At 68.5% G+C, this 21,427-nt stretch carries 15 protein-coding genes; 11 read left to right on the top strand and 4 right to left on the bottom strand.

Annotated elements, in window-relative coordinates; all coding sequences use genetic code 11:
* The first annotated feature begins 39 nt into the window (after positions 1-39).
* Positions 40-1,071, top strand: coding sequence for an alanine racemase (locus tag ACFYVL_RS41070; protein ID WP_389254564.1), 1,032 nt, complete (start codon positions 40-42; stop codon positions 1,069-1,071).
* A 109-nt stretch (positions 1,072-1,180) separates the two neighbouring features.
* Here ACFYVL_RS41070 and ACFYVL_RS41065 read toward each other — a convergent pair whose 3' ends face one another.
* Both ACFYVL_RS41065 and ACFYVL_RS41060 read right to left on the bottom strand, forming a co-directional pair.
* A complete protein-coding gene (locus ACFYVL_RS41065; protein WP_389254562.1) occupies positions 1,181-2,665 on the bottom strand; it encodes a glycosyltransferase family 87 protein in 1,485 nt (494 codons plus the stop codon).
* Between the two features lie 179 nt (positions 2,666-2,844).
* Complete coding sequence (locus tag ACFYVL_RS41060) at positions 2,845-5,574, bottom strand: transglycosylase domain-containing protein (protein ID WP_389254560.1); 2,730 nt, start codon at positions 5,572-5,574, stop codon at positions 2,845-2,847.
* A 376-nt stretch (positions 5,575-5,950) separates the two neighbouring features.
* Between ACFYVL_RS41060 and ACFYVL_RS41055 the strand changes: the two genes are divergently transcribed.
* The 3 genes from ACFYVL_RS41055 to ACFYVL_RS41045 all read left to right on the top strand — a co-directional run bounded on the left by ACFYVL_RS41055 (position 5,951) and on the right by ACFYVL_RS41045 (position 9,150).
* Positions 5,951-6,643, top strand: a complete 693-nt coding sequence (locus ACFYVL_RS41055) for a helix-turn-helix transcriptional regulator (protein ID WP_389254558.1) — start codon at positions 5,951-5,953, stop codon at positions 6,641-6,643.
* Between the two features lie 50 nt (positions 6,644-6,693).
* Entirely contained in the window at positions 6,694-7,776 is a 1,083-nt protein-coding gene (locus ACFYVL_RS41050; protein ID WP_389254556.1) for an inositol-3-phosphate synthase, read from the top strand.
* A gap of 78 nt (positions 7,777-7,854) precedes the next feature.
* Positions 7,855-9,150, top strand: coding sequence for an MFS transporter (locus ACFYVL_RS41045; protein ID WP_389254554.1), 1,296 nt, complete (start codon positions 7,855-7,857; stop codon positions 9,148-9,150).
* A gap of 73 nt (positions 9,151-9,223) precedes the next feature.
* On the opposite strand, the gene ACFYVL_RS41040 is transcribed toward ACFYVL_RS41045, so the two are convergent.
* Positions 9,224-10,666: a CCA tRNA nucleotidyltransferase gene (locus tag ACFYVL_RS41040; RefSeq protein ID WP_389254552.1), complete on the bottom strand. Its 1,443-nt coding sequence runs from the start codon at positions 10,664-10,666 to the stop codon at positions 9,224-9,226.
* A gap of 182 nt (positions 10,667-10,848) precedes the next feature.
* Between ACFYVL_RS41040 and ACFYVL_RS41035 the strand changes: the two genes are divergently transcribed.
* From ACFYVL_RS41035 to trxA, 7 genes are all read left to right on the top strand, one after another.
* On the top strand, positions 10,849-13,191 hold the full coding sequence (locus tag ACFYVL_RS41035) for a DUF6049 family protein (protein WP_389254550.1): 2,343 nt from the start codon (positions 10,849-10,851) through the stop codon (positions 13,189-13,191).
* 73 nt (positions 13,192-13,264) lie between these two features.
* On the top strand, positions 13,265-15,412 hold the full coding sequence (gene murJ, locus ACFYVL_RS41030) for a murein biosynthesis integral membrane protein MurJ (RefSeq protein ID WP_389254548.1): 2,148 nt from the start codon (positions 13,265-13,267) through the stop codon (positions 15,410-15,412).
* A 120-nt stretch (positions 15,413-15,532) separates the two neighbouring features.
* Positions 15,533-17,272, top strand: a complete 1,740-nt coding sequence (locus ACFYVL_RS41025) for a protein kinase family protein (RefSeq protein ID WP_389254546.1) — start codon at positions 15,533-15,535, stop codon at positions 17,270-17,272.
* 31 nt (positions 17,273-17,303) lie between these two features.
* Positions 17,304-18,008: an RNA polymerase sigma factor SigM gene (gene sigM / locus ACFYVL_RS41020; RefSeq protein ID WP_389254544.1), complete on the top strand. Its 705-nt coding sequence runs from the start codon at positions 17,304-17,306 to the stop codon at positions 18,006-18,008.
* Positions 18,005-18,901, top strand: coding sequence for a hypothetical protein (locus tag ACFYVL_RS41015; protein ID WP_389254542.1), 897 nt, complete (start codon positions 18,005-18,007; stop codon positions 18,899-18,901). Before sigM ends, ACFYVL_RS41015 begins: the two co-directional genes overlap by 4 nt.
* A 126-nt stretch (positions 18,902-19,027) precedes the next feature.
* On the top strand, positions 19,028-20,002 hold the full coding sequence (gene trxB, locus ACFYVL_RS41010) for a thioredoxin-disulfide reductase (RefSeq protein WP_389254540.1): 975 nt from the start codon (positions 19,028-19,030) through the stop codon (positions 20,000-20,002).
* A 43-nt stretch (positions 20,003-20,045) separates the two neighbouring features.
* Positions 20,046-20,378: a thioredoxin gene (gene trxA, locus ACFYVL_RS41005; RefSeq protein WP_389254537.1), complete on the top strand. Its 333-nt coding sequence runs from the start codon at positions 20,046-20,048 to the stop codon at positions 20,376-20,378.
* Between the two features lie 67 nt (positions 20,379-20,445).
* On the opposite strand, the gene ACFYVL_RS41000 is transcribed toward trxA, so the two are convergent.
* On the bottom strand, positions 20,446-21,063 hold the full coding sequence (locus tag ACFYVL_RS41000) for a GNAT family N-acetyltransferase (protein ID WP_389254535.1): 618 nt from the start codon (positions 21,061-21,063) through the stop codon (positions 20,446-20,448).
* Positions 21,064-21,427 lie beyond the last annotated feature (364 nt).

The following is a 21,427-nucleotide window of genomic DNA, read 5'->3' as shown; positions in this document are numbered from 1 at the left end:
TCACTCACGGCAGCAACGGGAAAGGTTCCGGTCCGGCTCATGGCGCTCACTCTCTACGTCGACACCGCGCGCTGGCGGGCGCACCAGAAGTCCGTGATCGAGCAGTTCCCGGGCCTGGTCCCGGTCTGCAAGGGCAATGGCTACGGCTTCGGTCACGAGCGTCTCGCCGAGGAGGTCACCCGCTTCGGGTCGGACATCCTCGCGGTGGGGACGACCTACGAAGCGGCCCGCATCAAGGACTGGTTCAGCGGCGACCTGCTGGTGCTCACTCCGTTCCGACGGGGTGAGGAACCGGTTCCGCTGCCCGACCGGGTGATCCGTTCGGTGTCCTCCGTGGACGGGGTGCACGCCCTGGTGGGCGCCCGCGTCGTCATCGAGTGCATGAGCTCGATGAAGCGGCACGGTGTGAAGGAGTCCGAGCTGGCCCAGCTGCACGCCGCCATCGAGGACGTACGGCTGGAGGGCTTCGCCCTGCACCTGCCGCTGGACCGCACGGACGGGTCCGACGCGGTCGAGGAGGTCATCGCGTGGATGGACCGGCTGCGGTCGGCCCGTCTGCCGCTGCACACCATGTTCGTCAGCCACCTCAAGTCCGAGGAGCTGGCGCGGCTCCAGCAGCAGTTCCCGCAGACCCGGTTCCGGGCGCGGATCGGCACGCGGCTGTGGCTGGGTGACCACGAGGCGACGGAGTACCGCGGCGCGGTCCTCGACGTGACCCCGGTGTCCAAGGGCGACCGGTTCGGCTACCGGCAGCAGAAGGTGGCGTCGGACGGCTGGCTGGTGGTCGTCGCAGGCGGTACGTCGCACGGGGTGGGCCTGGAGGCGCCCAAGGCGCTGCACGGGATGATGCCGCGGGCAAAGGGTGTCGCCCGCGCCGGTCTGGCCACGGTGAACCGCAACCTGGCGCCGTTCGTGTGGTCGGGCAAGCAGCGGTGGTTCGCCGAGCCTCCGCACATGCAGGTGTCGATCCTGTTCGTGCCGTCGGACGCTCCGGAGCCGAAGGTGGGCGAGGAGCTGGTGGCCCATCTGCGGCACACGACGACCCAGTTCGACCGGCTGGTGGATCGCTAGGACGTCCTGTTTCACGTGAAACGGTGTCCTGTTTCACGTGAAACAGCAGGAAAGGGCCGCCCGCACGGAAATGTGCGGGCGGCCCTTTCGTGTGCTCACCGCTGACGGGTCAGTCGGCCACCGCACCGCCGCTCGGTGCGGTGCCCCATTGCACCCGTGGACCCTGGACCTGCTGCGCCTCGTGCACGGGCCCCTTCGCCGCCACGCCGAGCGCGAAGACGTCCGGGGCCCTGTCGAGTACGCCTCCGGAGGGATCGTCGGAGCCGTCGCGCCGTACGACATCCCGTTCCGGCAGCAGGATGTCGCGGACGACCAGGGCACAGACGTACAGGGTTCCCAGCAGGTGCAGCGCGATGGCGAGGTGGTAGCCGTCGTTGGGCAGACCCTGGTGCTTGTCCCCGCTGGTGGTGTAGGCGAGGTACATCCAGATGCCCAGGAAGTACATGACCTCGCAGGCTTGCCAGACGAGGAAGTGCCGCCAGCGGGGCAGTGCGAGGGCGGCGAGCGGGATGAGCCAGAGGACGTACTGCGGTGAGTAGACCTTGTTGGTAAGGATGAACGCGGCGACGACCAGGAAGGCGAGCTGCGCGAAGCGCGGCCTGCGCGGGGCGGCGAGGGTGAGCCATGCGATGCCAGCGCACATCAGGAGCATCAGCAGCGTGGCGTAGGTGTTGACGTCCTCGACCTTGAAGGAGTGGCCGGTGCGCTGGGTGATGATCAGCCAGAAGGACCCGAAGTCGACCTGCCGTTCCTGGCTGAAGGTGTAGAACTTCTTCCACCCCTCGGGGGCCAGCAGCATGACGGGCAGGTTCACCAGCAGCCACGAGCCCGCGGTGCCGAGTGCGGCAGCGCCGAACTCCCGCCACTTCCCGGCTCGCCAGCAGAGCAGGAACAGCGGTCCCAGGAGCAGTACGGGGTAGAGCTTCGCGGCGGTCGCCAGCCCGATGAGGATGCCGAAGGCGAGGCTCCGGCCGCGCGCCCACATCAGCATTCCCGCGGCGGTCAGGGCGATGGCGAGCAGGTCCCAGTTGATGGTGGCGGTGAGGGCGAAGGCCGGCGCGAGTGCGACGAGGAGGCCGTCCCAGGGACGCCTGCGGTGCGTGCGGGCCACGCAGACGGAGATGACGACCGCGCAGACCATCAGCATCCCGCAGTTGATCAGCCAGTACATCTGTTCGCGGAACTGCAGGGAACCGCCGGTCGGCGTCACCCAGGAGGCGACCTCCATGAAGAGCCCGGTGAGCACCGGGTATTCGAGGAAGTTCATGTCGCCCTGGAGCCGGTCGAAGTACGGCAGCAGGTTCTCGGAGAAGCCCCGTCCGACGAAGAGGTGCGGGATGTCGGAGTAGCAGGCGTGGGTGTACTGGGAGCTGGCGCCCTGGAACCAGGCCCAGTTGTAACAGGGCAGTTTCTGCACCATGCCGAGGGCGAACATGCCGATCGTCACGAGTGCCACGACCCGCACGGGGGTCAGCCGGCTGCTGCCGAGCCGGGCCCAGCGTCCGATGGGGCCGCCGATCAGCTCGCTGCCCGCGGCAGCGACCTCGTCCTGCCGCGTGGGTGGTACGGGCCGGTCCTCGTGCACGCTCGTCATGCGGGACATCCTGCCGTACGGGCCCGTGCGCGGCGGGGGCGCCGCCGCCATCGGCCACCGCACGGCCGGATCGGCACAAGGTGCCCACGGATACGCCGAGGGCCGCCGCACCGGTGTCGATACGAAGGCCCTCGGGGTACTGCGGGGTCCTGCTCAGGTGCTACGGGGCGTGGCCGACGCTATTCGTTGCCGCCCAGGAGGCCGCCGTTGTTGCCACCGCCTCCGTTGGGCCCGCCGTTCTGGCCTCCGTTGTGCGCGCCTTCCGTCGGCGGCGGTGGTTGCTGGGTCTCCCCGCCGCCGTTCCCGCCGTTGGCTCCTGCGCCACCGTCGGCCGCACCACCGTTGCCGCTGCCGGGATCCCACTTGCACTCCCAGTCGAACGGGTCGCACTCCTCACCGCCACCACCGGGGGGAGTCGTGCCGGGGCTCGGCGGGGGCGGAGTGGTCGGCGAGGGAGTGTTCTCGGGGGTTTCGGACGGCGTGGGCGAGGGAGTGTTCGTCGGGGTCGGCTCCGGGCTCTTGGCGCCGCCCCCGTAGAGGGTCTCGCCAATGGGCTCGGGCACCGGGAAGGTCGACGGCTTCGTGCCCTTCAGGGCGTCGACCATGTAGTCGTGCCAGATCTGGGAGGGGAAGGAGGCACCGTGGATCTTCTTCTCACCACCGGTACCGAACATCTCCAGGAACGCACGGTTCTTGTTGTCTGCGTTGTCGTCCATCCGGTACATGTCGATGGCGGTGGACAGCTCCGGTGTGTAGCCCACGAACCAGGCCGACTTGTTGCCGTCGGTGGTACCGGTCTTGCCCGCCACTTCCCGGCCCGGGATCTTGGCGTTGGAGCCGGTGCCCTTCTCGACGACGTTCTTCAGGACTTCGGTGACGTTGTTGGCGACGTTCTCATCGATGCCCTCGGTCGTGACCTTGGGCACGTCGTCGTGCGTCCAGATGGTGTTGCCGCCCTTCTTGACCTCCTTCACCGAGTAGGGCTCGTGCTGCTTGCCGCTGGCAGCGAAGGTCGCGTAGGCGCCGGCCATCCGGATGGCGCTCGGGTCGGAGATACCGATGGAGAACGACGGGTTCTCACCCTTGGCGAGGCTGGACTTCAGGAGGCCCGCGTTTATCGCCGTCTCCCGCACCTTGTCGATGCCCACGTCCATGCCGAGTTGCACGTAGGGCGAGTTGGCGGACACCCGCATCGCTTCACGCAGGTCGATGGGGCCGTACGACTCGTGACCGTCGTTGGTCTGGAGCCATTCCAGGCCCTTCTCGTTGCGCCAGACACTTCCGTCGAAGTTCTTGATCTTCAGCTTGTCGTCGCCGTTGTAGATGCTCTTGGGGGAGACGAGGGTGCGCTCGCTGAGGTCCTGGTTCCTGGAACCGCTGGGGTCGCGCTTGCCGTACTGCATCGCCGCGGCCAGTACGAACGGCTTGAAGGTCGAGCCGACCTGGGCACCTGTCTGGTCGGCGTTGTTGGTGAAGTGCTTCGTCGCGTCCGTTCCGCCGTAGACGGCGACGATCTTGCCGTCCCTGGGGTCGACCGAGGCCCCTCCGAACTGGACGTGCGGGTCGGTCTTCGGGCGCTTCTTGGGGTCGATCTTCTTCTCGTAGACGCTCTTCACGGCCTTTTCCAGCCGTGCCACCTTCTCCTTGTTGAAGGTGGTGACGATCTGGTATCCGCCCTCGGAGAGCTTCTTCGCGTCGATGCCCTGGTTGTTCTTGTTGATGAAGTTCGCCTTGGCCAGGTCGACCAGATAACCGATCTGCCCGCTCAGCGCGGCGTTCTTCTTCACTTGAACGACATTCGGGAATGTCTTGTACTCGTTCCGCTTCGCCTGGGAAAGACGGCCGTCCTTGACCATCTCATTGAGGATCCAGGACCACCTCTCCTCGGCCCTCACGCGGTTCTTCGCCGCGGTGGCCTCGGGGTCGATCTCGGGCGCACCGGCCGGGTCGAAGTAGGTCGCACCCTTGAGCACCGCTGCCAGGAAGGCGCAGTCGCTGGGGGTGAGGTCCTTGGCGTCCTTGTTGAAGTACGCACGGGCCGCGGCCTGGAGGCCGTACGCTCCACGCCCGTAGTACGAGACGTTGAGATAGCCCGCCATGATCTCGCTCTTTTTGAGCTTGTCGCCCACCTTGATGGAGATCATGAGTTCGGTGAACTTGCGCGTCAGGGTCTGTTCCTGGCCGAGCATCGAGTTCTTCACATACTGCTGGGTGATCGTGGAACCACCCTGGGTGTTTCCTCCTATGGCCATCTTGGCCAGGGCCCGCAGAATACCGACGGGATCGACACCGGGGTCCTCGTCGAAGGACTTGTTCTCCGCCGACTTCACCGCGTCCTGCATGGCCGGGGGGATTGCCTCGAAGGCCAACTCCTGGCGGTTGAACTCACCGCCGGTCGCCGCCATCGGCGTCTTGCCGTCGTCCCAGTAGTAGACGTTGTTCTGCGCCTTGGCGGCGTCGTGCACCTTGGGGATCTCCACCCACGCGTACGCGATGCTCCCCGCCGCGAGCAGCGCGCCCACGAAGCCGATGCACAGCCCCGTCACCTGCTTCCACGACGGCACGAACCTCTTCCACCCGTACTTCATGGAACGCGGGTAGTCGATGAACCTCTTCTTCTGCGGGCGGCCTCCCCTCCCGCGGCCGCGTCCCGGGCCCTCGTCACCACCCCGGTCGCTGCCGCCGCCACCGCGGCGGCCACCACCTCCGCCACCGCGCTGGGCGGCACGACGGGCTTCGGCCCTTCCTCCGTACGGTCGTTCCTGACCGTACGAACCTGACGGCGACCCGGCGGCACTGCCACGGGACGACGAGGTCCCACGGCGGCCTGAAGGTTGCTGGGCGGCTTTCCTGGCCGCGGCACGTCCGCCGCCTTGCGGCTGCGGAGGCTTGCGACGGTGCTCGCTCATCGAACGATTACTCCTCGGGCAGGCGAGATCGCCTGGAAGCGGCAGCTGAGTTCCGGTCCCCCCGAAATGCGGACACACCCCTCCAGAGGCGTGTCCCTACTGCGTCCGGGAGCACGACGCCCCCTTGCGTCACGCGGCTCCCGGTGTTTTGCATGCCGCACAGACTACGCACGGTCAAAACCCTCCCAGTGCCGATGTTCACCCCAAATCAGGCAAGTTGCTTCCCACGAATTGATGATGTGACGCCGTTCACCATGACCGGCCTTGTCGCCGGCGGACGGCCGTTCTATCGTCTGGATGTATCGAGTCGATACATCAGCTCGGCATAAGTGCCGGACGGTGAACGGGACTCACGGAGAGCGGCGGGAGGCGAAGGATGAGCAGACGCTCCGGCATCCTCGAATTCGCCGTCCTCGGGCTGCTCCGCGAGTCACCGATGCACGGCTACGAGCTGCGCAAGAGGCTCAACACTTCGCTGGGCGTCTTCCGGGCCTTCAGCTACGGCACGCTCTATCCGTGCCTCAAGTCGCTCGTCGCCAGCGGCTGGCTGATCGAGGAACCCGGCAGCGCCCCCGAGGACGCCCTCGCCGCCTCGCTCGCAGGACGTCGCGCCAAGATCGTCTACCGGTTGACGGCGGAAGGTAAGGAGCACTTCGAGGAGTTGCTCTCGCACACCGGCCCCGACACCTGGGAGGACGAGCACTTCGCGGCTCGTTTCGCCTTCTTCGGGCAGACGGAGCGCGAGGTGCGGATGCGCGTCCTCGAAGGACGTCGCAGCCGGCTTGAGGAGCGCCTGGAGAAGATGCGGGCCTCACTGGCCCGTACTCGTGAGCGCCTCGACGACTACACGCTCGAACTCCAGCGGCACGGCATGGAGTCCGTGGAGCGCGAAGTGCGCTGGCTGAACGAGCTCATCGAGAGCGAGCGGGCGGGCCGGGACCAACGCCGGCCCGACGACCGCGCAGCCGGTGGCCAGGCATCGGGTGACCAGACATCAGGTGATCAGGGCGGTCTGCCCCGGCACAGGGGGACCACCCCGCCGGATCCGTCCGACGACACCGCCAACTGAGGACCTGCACCCCGCAGGCCTCGTCGAGAACACACAGGGAGCAACCGTCAATGGGTTCGGTTCGCGTAGCCATCGTCGGCGTGGGCAACTGCTCTGCGTCGCTGGTCCAGGGCGTCGAGTACTACAAGGACGCTGACCCGGACAGTCGCGTGCCCGGTCTGATGCACGTTCAGTTCGGTGATTACCACGTCAAGGACGTGGAGTTCGTTGCCGCGTTCGACGTCGACGCCAAGAAGGTCGGCCTCGACCTCGCGGACGCCATCGGCGCCAGCGAGAACAACACCATCAAGATCTGCGACGTGCCGCAGACCGGCGTGACCGTCCAGCGCGGCCACACCCTGGACGGCCTGGGCAAGTACTACCGCCAGACCATCGAGGAGTCGGAGCAGGCGCCGGTCGACGTCGTCCAGGCCCTCAAGGACGCCCAGGTGGACGTCCTGGTCTGCTACCTGCCGGTCGGCTCCGAGGACGCGGCGAAGTTCTACGCCCAGTGCGCCATCGACGCCAAGGTCGCCTTCGTCAACGCCCTCCCGGTCTTCATCGCCGGCACCAAGGAGTGGGCGGACAAGTTCACCGAGGCGGGCGTCCCGATCGTCGGCGACGACATCAAGTCGCAGGTCGGCGCCACCATCACGCACCGTGTCATGGCGAAGCTGTTCGAGGACCGCGGCGTGCGCCTGGAGCGCACCATGCAGCTGAACGTCGGCGGCAACATGGACTTCAAGAACATGCTGGAGCGCGACCGCCTGGAGTCCAAGAAGGTCTCCAAGACGCAGGCCGTCACCTCGCAGATCCGTGACCGCGAGCTGGGCGACAACAACGTCCACATCGGCCCGTCGGACTACGTGGCCTGGCTGGACGACCGCAAGTGGGCGTACGTCCGTCTTGAGGGCCGCGCGTTCGGCGACGTCCCGCTGAACCTGGAGTACAAGCTGGAGGTCTGGGACTCCCCGAACTCCGCGGGCGTCATCATCGACGCGGTGCGCGCCGCGAAGATCGCCAAGGACCGCGGCATCGGCGGCCCGATCCTCTCCGCCTCCTCGTACTTCATGAAGTCCCCGCCGGTTCAGTACTTCGACGACGAGGCCTACGACAACGTCGAGAAGTTCATCAAGGGCGAGGTCGAGCGCTGAGCTCCACCGCTTTGGTGAGGAGGGGCCCCGGGCAACCGCCCGGGGCCCCTCCTCGTGCGGTGTGTGACCCTTGCTCGCATGTCCGTCGTGCGTGATCTGCGTGTACTGCTGCGCCTGCCCGATTTCCGGCGCCTGCTGACGGTGCGGCTGCTCTCCCAGTCCGCGGACGGCGTCTACCAGGTGGCCCTCGCCGCCTATGTCGTCTTCTCACCGGAGAAACAGACCTCACCTGCCGCGATCGCCTCCGCGATGGCGGTGCTGCTGCTGCCGTACTCCGTCATCGGCCCCTTCGCTGGAGTCCTCCTCGACCGCTGGCGGCGCCGCCAGGTCTTCCTGTACGGGAATCTGCTGCGCGCCGCCCTCGCAGGGGTCACCGCTCTGCTGATCGTCGGTTCGGCTCAGGACTGGATCTTCTACGCGTCCGCGCTCTCGGTCACCGCGGTCAACCGTTTCGTGCTGTCCGGGCTCTCGGCGGCCCTGCCGCGCGTCGTGGACGGGGAACGCCTGGTCATCGCCAATTCCCTCTCCCCGACCGCCGGCACTCTCGCGGCCACCCTGGGCGGCGGTCTGGCCTTCGCCGTGCGCCTGCTGGGCTGGGACTCCGATGCGGCGGTCGTTCTCCTCGGCGCGGCCCTCTATCTCTGCTCCGCCCTGGCGTCCCTGCGCATCGACCGCGAACTGCTGGGCCCGGACCGCGACCAGATCCAGCCCCGGCTGGGTGCGGCCCTCGCCTCCACCGCACGTGGTCTCGCCGAGGGCCTGCGCCATCTGTCCCAGCAGCGCTCCGCCGCACGCTCACTGGCAGCGATGACGGTGCTGCGCTTCTGCTACGGCGCGCTGACCGTGACTCTCCTGATGCTGTGCCGCTATGCCTGGGGCGAGGGCTCGAACGCCTCCGCGGGCACCGATGGGCTGGCCCTGCTGGGTCTCGCGCTCGGAATTTCGGGAGCCGGATTCTTCGTCGCCGCCCTGATCACCCCCTGGGCGGTGGGCAGGCTGGGGGCGTACGGCTGGATGATCGTGTGCGCGGCCTCGGCGGCTGTGCTCGTACCGGCGCTGTGGCTTTCCTTCGCTCCCGCACCGGTCCTGATCGCCGCCTTCGCCCTCGGCCTCGTCAGCCAGGGCACGAAGATCGCGACGGACACCGTGGTGCAGTCCTCGGTGGACGACGCATTCCGCGGCCGGGTCTTCTCGCTCTACGACGTGCTGTTCAACGTCGCGTTCGTGAGTGCTGCGGCAGTCGCCGCCCTGGTGCTGCCGCCCGACGGTCGTTCGGTCACGCTGGTCGTCGGCGTCGCGGTGCTCTACGCCGTGGTGGCGCTGGCGCTTTCCCGTTGGCGACGGAACACACGGGACGGGCGTTGTTTCACGTGAAACAACGCCCGTCCCGAACCCACCCGCTACGACGGAGCTGTACGCCTGGGGCTGTTTCACGTGAAACATGGCCTCAGTTCTGTGCGGCCCACCACTCCTTGAGCGCCGCGACGGCCTCGTCGTGCTCCATCGGGCCGTTCTCCAGGCGCAGTTCGAGCAGGAACTTGTACGCCTTGCCGATCACAGGTCCCGGGCCGACCCCCAGGATCTCCTGAATCTGGTTGCCGTCCAGGTCGGGCCGGATCGAGTCCAGCTCCTCCTGCTCCTGGAGCTGCGCGATGCGCTCCTCCAGACCGTCGTACGCCCGCGACAGGGCGGCGGCCTTTCGCTTGTTGCGGGTGGTGCAGTCCGAGCGGGTCAGCTTGTGCAGCCGCTCGACCAGCGGGCCCGCGTCGCGCACGTATCGGCGGACGGCCGAGTCGGTCCACTCGCCGGTGCCGTAGCCGTGGAAGCGCAGGTGCAGCTCCACCAGCTTCGACACGTCCTTGATCATGTCGTTGGAGTACTTCAGCTCCGTCATGCGCTTCTTGGTCATCTTCGCGCCGACCACCTCGTGGTGGTGGAAGGAGACGCGGCCGTCCTTCTCGAAGCGCCGGGTGCGCGGCTTGCCGATGTCGTGCAGCAGGGCGGCCAGTCGCAGCACCAGGTCGGGGCCGTCCTTCTCCAGGTCGATGGCCTGCTGGAGGACGATCAGCGAGTGCTCGTAGACGTCCTTGTGCCGGTGGTGCTCGTCACTCTCCAGCCGCAGGGCGGGAAGTTCGGGAAGCACGTGGTCGGCCAGCCCGGTGTCGACCAGGAGCGAAAGGCCCTTCGCCGGGTGGTCGGACAGCAGGAGCTTGTTGAGCTCGTCACGTACCCGCTCGGCGGAGACGATGTCGATCCGCTCGGACATCGCCGTCATCGCCGCGACGACCTCGGGGGCGACCTCGAAGTCGAGCTGTGCGGCGAAACGGGCGGCACGCAGCATGCGCAGCGGGTCGTCGGAGAAGGAGTCCTCGGGGGTTCCGGGCGTGCGCAGCACCTTGGCGGACAGGTCCTCCAGCCCGCCGTGCGGGTCGATGAACGCCTTCTCGGGGAGCGCGACCGCCATCGCGTTGACGGTGAAGTCGCGGCGTACGAGGTCCTCCTCGATGGAGTCGCCGTAGGACACCTCGGGCTTGCGCGAGGTCCTGTCGTACGCCTCGGAGCGGTAGGTGGTGACCTCGATCTGGTAGCCGTCCTTCTGCGACCCGACGGTGCCGAAGGCGATCCCGACCTCCCAGACCGCGTCCGCCCACGGCCGGACGATCTTGAGTACGTCCTCGGGGCGCGCGTCCGTGGTGAAGTCCAGGTCGTTGCCGAGCCGGCCCAGGAGCGCGTCCCGGACCGAGCCGCCGACCAGCGCGAGGCTAAAGCCCGCCTCCTGGAACCTGCGGGCGAGGTCGTCGGCGACAGGGGAGACCCGCAGCAGTTCACTGACCGCGCGGTGCTGCACCTGACTCAGGGCGCTGGGGTTGTCTTCGTTGGCGTTCGGCACAACAGAAAAGGGTACGTGCCCCCGCCGGGCGGAGTGTCATCGTTTTCCCCCGGCCCTGAGAGACTCTTCCGATCATGTGGCGCAGTCCGCGGCACTTCGGCGCTGCGCGCATCGTTACCATGCGTGGACGCAGCAACCGGACAACCATCAACGGCAGCCAACGAAGAGGGACGGGCGAGCGCGTGGCCGAGGCGGCAGACTTTCAGGGGATGAATCCTTCTCCTGCCCGCCGATGGGTCCGGCGTGCGGCATCTCTCATGGCCGGCGCCCCGCTCCTGGTCGGCCTGGCGCAGCTACCGGCCGCTCCGGCCGCCTACGCCGCGCAGGACGCGACGGGAGCCGGCACGGTCGATGTCGCGCTGGACTCGTTGACTCCCAACGCCCCGAAGAAGGGCGACACGATCACCGTGTCCGGGACCGTCACCAACAAGAGCAAGCGGTCCGTCACCGAGGCCAGGGTCGGGCTGCGGGTGGGCGGCAGACTCTCCGGGCGCACCCAGATCGACGCCGCGGCGGCCCGCACCGGCCTCTCCGGGAGCGGTGAGTCGGCCGAGCTGGAGAAGTACGTCGTCAAGATCCCGGAGCTGGCTCCGGGGATCAGTACGGACTTCACGATCGCGGTGCCGGTGGACAAGCTGGGCCTCGACGAAACGGGCGTCTATCAGCTCGGTGTCTCGCTCTCCGGCAAGACCGCCGGGCGCAGCGAAGAGCTCCTGGGCATACAGCGGACGTTCCTTCCGTGGGCACCGGACGGCACCAAGAAGAAGACGCAGATCACTTCGCTGTGGCCGCTGATCTCCACGACGCGGCTGTCCGCCGAAACGGGCTCGGACGAGCAGCAGACCCCGGTCTTCGAGAACGACGACCTCGCCAAGGAGCTCGCGCCGGGCGGCCGGCTGGAGCAGATGGTCTCGCTGGGCAACGAGCTCCCGGTGACCTGGGTCATCGACCCGGACCTGCTCGCCACCGTGGACGCGATGGTCAAGGGCTACACGGTCAAGGACAGGGCGACCGGCACCAACGTGCCGGGCAAGAGCCAGGCCGTCGCCAAGCAGTGGCTGAACTCGCTGGAGAAGGCGGTCCAGAGCAAGAAGGTGGTGGCGCTCCCGTTCGCGGACCCGGACCTGGCGTCACTGGCCCACCGCGGGAAGAACGTCCCCGGCTCCCTGAACCAACTGCAGCGCGCCACCGAGGCAGCCAGGATCACGGTGGACTCGACGCTGCACGTGAAACCGTCCACGGACTTCGCCTGGCCGGTCGAGGGGGCCGTCGACCCCGCGATCGTCAACACCGCCACCTCGGCCGGCGCGCACCACGTGATCGCCCGCAGCGACAGCTTCGACGAGAGCGACGCACTGCCGTACACGCCGACGGCGGCCCGGCCCATCGGCGCCGGGCGGACAGCCGTGGTCGCCGACGCTCGCCTCTCCACCGCCTTCCAGGGCGACATGGCCAATGCGCAGAACTCGACCCTGGCAGTGCAGAACTTCCTCGCCCAGACGCTCGCGCTGACCCAGCAGGACGAGGACAAGCAGCGCAGCATCGTCATCGCCCCGCAGCGGATGCCCTCCGTCACCCAGGCACAGTCGATGGCGACCGCACTGAGGGCCCTGGACACCCGGCGCTGGACCCAGCCGCTCGATCTGCCGGCGGCGGCGAAGGTCAAGCCCGACCCCGCGGCGCGGACCGAGATCCCCGGCTGGTCCTCCTACCCGGACAAGCTGCGCGACCAGGAGCTGCCCACCATCGCCTTCGAGAACATCAAGGCGACGCAGTTCACGCTGGACCGCTTCAAGGTGGTTCTCACCAAGCCGGAGCGCGTCGTCACCCCCTTCGGCAACGCCATAAACCGCGAGATGTCGACCTCCTGGCGCGGCAACGAGACCGTGGCGAGCGTCTACCGCGAGGATGTGCAGCGCTACCTGGACGACCTCACCAACGAGGTCAATCTGATCGAGAAGTCGACGGCGACCCTGTCGGGGCGCAGTGCGACGATCCCCGTGACGATCCAGAACAAGCTGGTGCAGGACGTCGATCATCTGGTGCTGCGTCTCCAGTCGACCCTGCCCGCCCGTCTCAAGCTGGGCGAGGGCGAGGGCAAGGCGGTCACCGAGCAGCCCATCAAGGTGCGGGGCGGCCACAGCCAGTCGGTCAAGATCGCCACCACGGCCAACGCCAACGGCAAGGTCCCGGTGATCGCACGGCTCTACACCGAGGACGGCACACCGTACGGACCCGAGATGCGGTTCATGGTGAACGTCAACGAGGTCACCCCGACGATCATGCTGGTGATCGCCGGCGGTGTGCTCCTGCTGGTGCTCGCCGGCATCAAGATGTACTCGCAGCGCAAGCGGGCGTCCGCACGCGGCGACCAGTCCGACGGCGGTACACCGCCCGGCGACAACACGCCCGACGGTGAGGACGCTCCGGACGGCCACGACCCCGAGCAGCCGAGTGACCCGACCCCGGACACCGGTCCGGAAAGCGGGGAGCCGTCGGCCACGGGTGAGAAAGTGGACCGTTGAGCCATGCCGTGTGAGCAATGACCGTTGAACTATGTCGTGGGCCGTCGGCCGGGGACGATGAGGTGGGGTTGCAATGAATGCGCCGTACGACGGTGACCGCGGCCAGCGCGCGGGCGGCGATGCGGCGGGCCACGCGCCACCGCCGCAGCAGCCCGCCGCGCCGGACGACCCGTATCTCCAGTCCGCGTACGACTACGACCCCTACCGGTCGCAGGATCTCTCCGCGCAGGACCCGGTGACCGAGGCGCTCTACGACCGCGCCTCGCACCCGCCGCCGCCCCCGGGCACGTACCAGGAGACGCAGCCGCTGTACCAGCAGCCGGCCGCGGCGCCGCACGCCCCGAACCCGCTGGTGTGGGCTCAGACGCCTGCGCCTGAGCCCGACGGGCCCTCCCGCCACCTTCCGTACGGGGACGACGCGCGCACCGTGCAGTTCACCGGCGTCGACGACCTGGTGACCCGGGCGAGCGAGGAGGAGCAGCCGGAGAAGGACGCCTTCGCGCACCTCTACCGCGACCAGCAGACCCCGGGAGTGCCTCCCCAGGCCGCCCCCGAACCCGCACCCGCTCCCGCACCGGCGCCGAAGAAGCCCGCGGGCCGGGCGGCGGGCCTGATGAAGTCCAGTGCGGTGATGGCCGCGGGCACGATGGTCTCCCGGCTCACCGGCTTCGTCCGCTCCGCGATGATCATCGCGGCGCTCGGTGCCGGTCTGCTCGGTGACACCTTCCAGATCGCCTACCAGCTGCCCACGATGATCTTCATCCTGACCATCGGCGGCGGCCTCAACTCGGTCTTCGTGCCCCAGCTGGTGCGGGCGATGAAGAACGACGACGACGGTGGCGAGGCCTACGCCAACCGCCTGCTGACCCTGGTCACGTTCGCACTCGGTGTGCTCACCGCCCTCGGAATCGTCGCCGCGCCGCTGCTGATCAAGTTCCTGTCGGTGCCGATCTCGAACAACCCCGCCGCCAATGACGTCGCGGTCACCCTGCTGCGGTACTTCCTCCCCACGATCTTCTTCATGGGCGTCCACGTGGTGATGGGGCAGATCCTCAACGCCCGCGGGAAGTTCGGCGCGATGATGTGGACCCCGGTCCTCAACAACGTCGTCATCATCGCCACCCTCGGTCTCTTCCTCTGGGTGTACGGCACGTCGGCGACCTCACGGATGACGGTCGAGACGATCCCGCCCGAGGGCGAGCGGCTGCTCGGCGTCGGCATCCTGCTCGGCCTCGTCGTCCAGGCCCTGGCGATGATCCCCTACCTGCGCGAGACCGGCTTCCGGCTGCGCCCGCGCTTCGACTGGAAGGGTCACGGGCTCGGCAAGGCGGCCAAGCTGGCCAAGTGGACGGTCCTCTTCGTCCTCGCCAACCAGGCCGGCGCGATCGTCGTCATCCAGCTCGCCACCGCCGCTGTCGGCAAGGGAGCGGACGGCACCGGCTACGCCGCCTACGCCAACGCACAGCTCATCTGGGCGCTGCCGCAGGCCATCATCACCGTCTCGCTGATGGCCGCCCTGCTGCCCAGGCTGGCCCGCTCGGCCAACGAGGACGACGCGGGTGCGGTCCGCGACGACATCTCGCAGGGCCTGCGCACCACGGCCGTCGCCATCGTGCCGATCTCCTTCACCTTCCTCGCGCTCGGTGTCCCGATCTGCACCCTGATCTTCGGCTCCTCCGGCACCTCGACCGCCACCAACATGGGCTTCATGCTGATGGCCTTCGGCCTCGGCCTGATCCCGTACTCGGTGCAGTACGTCGTGCTGCGCGCCTTTTACGCGTACGAGGACACCAGGACGCCCTTCTACAACACGGTCATCGTCGCGGTCATCAACGCGGCGGCCTCGGCGGTCTGCTACCTGGTGCTGCCGCCCCGCTGGGCCGTCACCGGTATGGCCGCCTCGTACGGAATCGCCTACGCCATCGGCGTCGGGATCGCCTGGAAGCGGCTGCGCAAGCGGCTCGGCGGCGACCTGGACGGTGCGAACGTCCTGCGCACGTACGCACGTCTCGCGATTGCCTCCGTTCCGGCAGCCATGGCCGCCGGTGCAGTGGGGTATGCGCTCTCCCAGGCCCTCGGCCAGGGAGTTCTCGGTTCGATCGTGGCTCTGGTCGTCGGCGGAGCCGTACTTCTCGGAGTCTTCTTCGTCGCGGCGAAGAAGATGCGCATCGCGGAACTGAACGCCCTGGTGGGCATGGTCCGCGGGCGCCTCGGCCGCTGAGAACCGGCGGCGGTCGCACAACCATCGCCCACCGCTGTGTGTCGTGCATAGCGGCGGACTGTGGGCACAATTGGCAGGGCTGCTCAACAGCTCTCAACGGATGGGGAGGCAGGAACGACGGTGGCGGAACGTAGCACGGCTGCCGTCGACGTGGCCGACAACAGCGGTGACGCTCCTTCTCCCCACGGGAAGGCATCGTCTGCCGCCGAGCCGGACAGGGCCACGGCCGACGGGGTGGCGGAAGACCAGGACACACCGGAGATGAGCACGCAGGACAAGCCCGGCGAGAAGCGGGGCACCGAGTCCGCGATCGTCGCGCCGGAGCTGCACAGCGGCCACAAGCTGGCCCGGCGCTACCGGCTGGAGGAGTGCGTCACCCGTCTCGACGGATTCAGCAGCTGGCGTGCGGTCGACGAGAAGCTGCGCCGCGCCGTCGGCGTGCATCTGCTGCCCGCCGACCACGCACGGGCCCGCTCCGTACTCGCCGCCGCCCGCTCCTCGGCGCTGCTCGGCGACCCCCGCTTCGTACAGGTCCTGGACGCGGTCGAGGAGAACGACCTCGTCTACGTCGTCCACGAGTGGCTGCCCGACGCCACCGAGCTGACGACCCTGCTCGCCGCCGGGCCGCTGGAACCGCACGACGCCTACCAGCTGGTCAGCCAGGTCTCCCAGGCCATGGCCGCCGCGCACCGCGAAGGCCTGGCCCACCTCAGGCTCACGCCCAGCGCCGTGCTGCGCACCTCCACCGGCCAGTACCGGATCCGCGGTCTCGCGGTGAACGCCGCGCTGCGCGGCATCACCTCCGAGCGTCCGCAGCTCACCGACACCGAGGCGATCGGCGCCCTGCTGTACGCCTCGCTCACCCAGCGCTGGCCGTACGAGAGCGACGCGTACGGCCTCTCCGGGCTGCCCAAGGGCATCGGGCTGATCGCCCCCGACCAGGTCCGGGCCGGTGTCCACCGTGGCCTGTCCGAGCTGGCCATGCGTGCCCTGGCCAACGACGGCGCCACCGCCTCCCGCCAGGAACCGCCCTGCACCACCCCCGACGAGCTGGCCAAGGCAGTCGCAGCGATGCCCCGCATCCGCCCGCCGGAGCCGACCTTCACCCCGCGCCCCGAGTACCCGCGGACCAATTACCAGCAAGGCACGTACGGCCGTCCGCAGGGCCGCCCCGCCGCCCCGCAGGCCGTGGTTCCCGTTCCGCCGCCTCCGCTCCAGAGCCGCACCGGCAAGGCCCTCAAGTGGGGCGTGGCCGCACTGCTCATCGCCGCGCTCGGCCTGGGCAGCTGGCAGCTCGCCGACACCCTGCTGGACCGGCGGGGCAAGAGCGACGACACCCAGACGCAGACCGATCCCAAGAGCAACCAGGGATCCAAGCCGATCGCGCCCAAGCCGCTCACCATCAAGGACGCCGTCGAGTTCTACCCCGACGGTTCCCCGCAGGCAGCGGGCGACGTGGCGAAGACCTACGACGGCGACAGCCAGTCCTTCTGGCGCACAAGGTGGTTCGCCGACGGCCCCGAGTTCGCTCCCTCGATCAAGAAGGGCGTGGGCATCGTCTACGACCTCGGCACCGAGGCCAACGTCTCCGGGTCGTCGATAGCGCTCCGGTACCCGGGGGACCACACCACGATCACCCTGTACGCGGCGAACGAGCTGTCCACGTCCGGAGACGTCGGCTCGATGAAGAAGATCGCCACCACGACCACCAAGGGTTCGGCGGCCTCGCTCAAGGCGGAGAAGCCGGTGAAGACGCGCTACGTGCTGCTCTGGATGACGGCCATGCCCCTGGCCGGCCAGGACGACTACAGCGGCCCGGGTCACAAGCAGGCCATAACCGATGTGAAGTTCACAGGCTGACTCAGCCATCAGGGGAGAGGGGGACTCACCGTTGGAAGACGTCACACTGCGGGATGCCGACGACCAGGAACTCCTGGCCCGGCACGTCAAGGGAGACCCCGAGGCCTTCGGCGAGCTCGTACGCCGACACCGCGACCGGCTCTGGGCGGTCGCCCTGCGCACGCTGGGCGACCGGGAGGAAGCTGCCGACGCGGTCCAGGACGCCCTGGTCTCCGCCTACCGGGCCGCCCACACCTTCCGCGGCCAGTCCGCCGTCACGACCTGGCTGCACCGCATCACGGTGAACGCCTGTCTCGACCGCGCACGCAAGGCTGCCTCCCGCAAGACCTCGCCCATGGACGACACGGAGCGCCTGGAGCAGCTCCTGGAACCCCACGAGTCGGCCGAGGCACCCGCGGAGCGGCAGGCACTGCACCACGAACTCCTGGCAGCGCTGCGCACCCTTCCTGCCGAGCAGCGGGCCGCTCTGGTCCTCGTCGACATGCAGGGATACCCGGTGGCGGAGGCCGCCCGTGTCCTGGACGTACCGACCGGGACGGTGAAGAGCCGCTGCGCACGCGGCCGGGCCAGACTGCTCCCACTCCTCACTCATCTGCGCGGTGGTACCGGGGGTAATGACGACTCCGGGAGGGGAAGGAACCGGGAGCCGGGGACATCCGTCCCACCGGCATCGGAACAAAGGGACGCAGGGCCGACCGGCCCTACAGCTGTGAAGGGCGGAGGTGGGCGCGCGTGACCTCCACGACCGGCACGACTCAGCACCCTGATGTCGCGGAGATCTCCGATCTGGCGGAGGGGCTGCTCTCGCCGTCCCGTACCGAGGACGTACGACAGCACCTGGACGGGTGCGAGCTCTGCGCCGACGTGGAACTGTCCCTGGAGGAGATCCGTGGACTGCTCGGAACCCTTCCCGGGCCCTCGCGGATGCCCGCCGACGTCGCCGGGCGGATCGACGCGGCCCTCGCAGCCGAAGCCCTTCTGAACTCCACAGCACCCGACACCGCCGACGAGGCCCGCTCTGTTTCACGTGAAACATCGCAGAGCGAACCCCGACCGGTAGCCCCGGCTTCCGTGCCGGACCGGCCGTCCGGGCATGCCCGCGCGGCCACCGGCCCCGGGCGGGCTTCCTCCCGCAGGCCACGCCGTCGTGCCGTGTGGGGTGCCGTCCTGGGCACTGCCGCGCTGGGTCTCGGTGTCCTTCTCGTGCAGTCCTTCCAAGCAGGGCCGACCTCTACGGGCAAGGACGCCGCCGCTTCGGCACAGAGTCAGCAGTTCTCCGGGGCTCCGCTCCAGGACCAGGTGCAGATCCTCGCCGGGAACTCACGCCCGGGAGCACTGACGACTCCCCGGGAGAAGAACGCGCCGTCGCTCGACGTGCAGGAGAACACCCCTTCGGCGAAGAAGGCGTTCAACGTCCCTTCCTGCATCCAGCAGGGCACCGGCCGCACCGAGGCACCGCTCGGCAGCGAGCAGGGCACCTATGAGGGGAAGCAGGCCTTCCTCCTCGTTCTCCCGCACCCCTCCGACAGCTCCCAGGTCCAGGCGTACGTCGTCGACGCGGCTTGCGTCGACAAGGCGCCCAAGGGCAAGGGCGAGCTGCTGCTGACGCACGCCTACCCCCGACGCTGAGTACACGCCTCGACGTACTCGGCGATCCCGGGAATGCCAGCCCCGTAGTATCCGTTGGGTGGGGTGAAAGGTTCAGACCGGGCCCCGGTTGGCAGTAGGCAGTCTGCAGAGACGAGGAAGAAACCCGTGAGCGACGTCCGTAACGTGATCATCATTGGCTCCGGGCCGGCCGGTTACACCGCCGCGCTGTACACCGCACGCGCGTCGCTGAAGCCGCTGGTGTTCGAGGGTGCCGTCACCGCCGGTGGTGCGCTGATGAACACCACCGAGGTCGAGAACTTCCCGGGCTTCCGCGACGGCATCATGGGCCCGGACCTGATGGACAGCATGCGCGCCCAGGCCGAGCGCTTCGGTGCCGAGCTCGTCCCCGACGACATCGTCTCCGTCGACCTCACCGGTGACATCAAGACCGTCACCGACACCGCGGGCACCGTGCACCGCGCGAAGGCCGTGATCATCTCCACCGGATCGCAGCACCGCAAGCTCGGTCTGCCCAAGGAGGACGACCTCTCGGGTCGCGGCGTCTCCTGGTGCGCCACCTGCGACGGGTTCTTCTTCAAGGACCACGACATCGCCGTGGTCGGCGGTGGCGACACCGCGATGGAGGAGGCCACGTTCCTCTCCCGCTTCGCCAAGTCCGTCACCATCGTGCACCGCCGTGACACCCTGCGTGCCTCCAAGGCCATGCAGGACCGTGCCTTCGCCGACCCGAAGATCAAGTTCGCCTGGGACAGCGAGACCGCTTCCCTTGAGGGAGAACAGAAGCTGTCCGGCGTGACCCTGCGCAGCACCAAGACGGGCGAGACCGCACCGCTGGACGTGACCGGCCTGTTCATCGCCGTCGGCCACGACCCCCGCAGCGAACTCTTCAAGGGCCAGGTGGAACTGGACGACGAGGGCTACGTGAAGGTGGAAGCCCCGTCCACCCGCACCAACCTGGCCGGTGTCTTCGCCGCGGGCGATGTCGTCGACCACACGTACCGACAGGCCATCACGGCCGCCGGCACCGGCTGCTCCGCCGCGCTCGACGCGGAGCGCTACCTCGCTGCTCTCGCGGACAGCGAGAAGGTGGCTGAGCCTGAGAAGACCCCTGCTGCCTGACCCCTTCCCCACCCCACACCCCGAAGAAGTGAAGGAGGCCGCCGTGGCCGGCGACCTGAAGAACGTGACCGACGACTCCTTCGACGAGATCGTCCTCAAGAGCGACAAGCCCGTACTCGTCGACTTCTGGGCCGCCTGGTGCGGTCCGTGCCGCCAGATCGCGCCGTCCCTCGAAGCCATCGCGGCCGAGCACGGCGACAAGATCGAGGTCGTGAAGCTCAACATCGACGAGAACCCGGCCACCGCGGCGAAGTACGGCGTCATGTCCATCCCGACGCTGAACGTCTACCAGGGTGGCGAGGTCGCCAAGACCATCGTCGGCGCCAAGCCGAAGGCCGCGATCGTCCGCGACCTGGACCCCTTCCTCGGCGAGTAACAACCCGCCGCTGTTTCACGTGAAACGGTGAGGGCCCACCCTGCGGGGTGGGCCCTCACCGTTTTCGCTACAGCGGCCGCAGCACCGGGTCCTTCTGAACGACGCCCAGCAGCTTGTCGAGCGCCAGCTCGACGTCTTCCTTCCAGGAAAGCGCCGTACGCAGCTCAAGCCTCAGCCGGGGATGCGCCGGGTGCGGACGCACCGTCTTGAACCCCACCGCGAGCAGATGATCGGCCGGAAGCAGACAGCCCGGCTCCTTCCAGCGGGCGTCCCCGAACGCCTCGATCGCTTTGAAGCCACGGCCGAGCAAGTCCTTGGCGACGGTCTGCACCATCACCCGCCCGAGCCCCTGCCCCTGAAAGCCGGGCACGATCGCTGCCGTCATCAGCTGCACCGCGTCCGGCGACACCGGGCTCGTGGGGAACGCCGTAGCACGTGCCACGTATGCCGGGGGCGCGTACATCACGAAGCCCACCGGAACGTCGTCCACGTAGACGACTCTGCCGCAGGATCCCCACTCCAGCAGCACCGCCGAGATCCAGGCTTCCTTCTCCAGCTCCGCCCGGCCCGCCTTTACCGCTGCTTCTCCCCGGACGGGATCGAGTTCCCAGAAGACGCAGCCTCGGCAGCGGAGGGGAAGGTCCGCAAGGTTGTCCAGCGTGAGCGGTACGAGCCGACGCCCCATGAAGGCTGTTCCCCACTTTCTTCGCCTGCCGCGCCACGAGCGGCGCTGAGCGCGCTCCATTCGTGGATCAGGCTGCCGACGAATCCGCCGACCGCCCCGATTCCCAGTCCCGCAGTCACCAGTTGGCTTCGGCTCACCGATCGCATGGCTCCGCTCCCCCTCCGAGGTGGATCACAGTGGATGCGCCGTACCACCAAGCATCGTATCCACCGGGCAATCGGACGGGTACCGACGACAAGCAAAGGGCGGGGGGGGGGGGGGGGCCCCCGGGCCCCCCCCCCCCCGCGGCCCCCCCGCGGGGTTCTGAATAAACGAGCCAACGGGGGGCCGCCGCACGGCCTCGGATGCGGAAGGCCGGCGGCCC

Origin of the sequence: Streptomyces sp. NPDC004111 (assembly GCF_042874215.1) — a bacterium.
GTDB lineage: Bacteria > Actinomycetota > Actinomycetes > Streptomycetales > Streptomycetaceae > Streptomyces.
The sequence above is the reverse complement of the archived record's forward strand: the minus strand, read 5'-3'. Positions and strand labels throughout refer to the sequence as shown.

What these genes read in the sequence shown, in the direction of transcription:
- ACFYVL_RS41070 (WP_389254564.1), top strand. Translation starts at nt 40, where the DNA reads ATGGCGCTCACTCTCTACGTCGACACCGCGCGCTGGCGGGCGCACCAG.
- ACFYVL_RS41065 (WP_389254562.1), bottom strand. Translation starts at nt 2,665, where the DNA reads ATGACGAGCGTGCACGAGGACCGGCCCGTACCACCCACGCGGCAGGAC.
- ACFYVL_RS41060 (WP_389254560.1), bottom strand. Translation starts at nt 5,574, where the DNA reads ATGAGCGAGCACCGTCGCAAGCCTCCGCAGCCGCAAGGCGGCGGACGT.
- ACFYVL_RS41055 (WP_389254558.1), top strand. Translation starts at nt 5,951, where the DNA reads ATGAGCAGACGCTCCGGCATCCTCGAATTCGCCGTCCTCGGGCTGCTC.
- ACFYVL_RS41050 (WP_389254556.1), top strand. Translation starts at nt 6,694, where the DNA reads ATGGGTTCGGTTCGCGTAGCCATCGTCGGCGTGGGCAACTGCTCTGCG.
- ACFYVL_RS41045 (WP_389254554.1), top strand. Translation starts at nt 7,855, where the DNA reads ATGTCCGTCGTGCGTGATCTGCGTGTACTGCTGCGCCTGCCCGATTTC.
- murJ (WP_389254548.1), top strand. Translation starts at nt 13,265, where the DNA reads ATGAATGCGCCGTACGACGGTGACCGCGGCCAGCGCGCGGGCGGCGAT.
- ACFYVL_RS41000 (WP_389254535.1), bottom strand. Translation starts at nt 21,063, where the DNA reads ATGGGGCGTCGGCTCGTACCGCTCACGCTGGACAACCTTGCGGACCTT.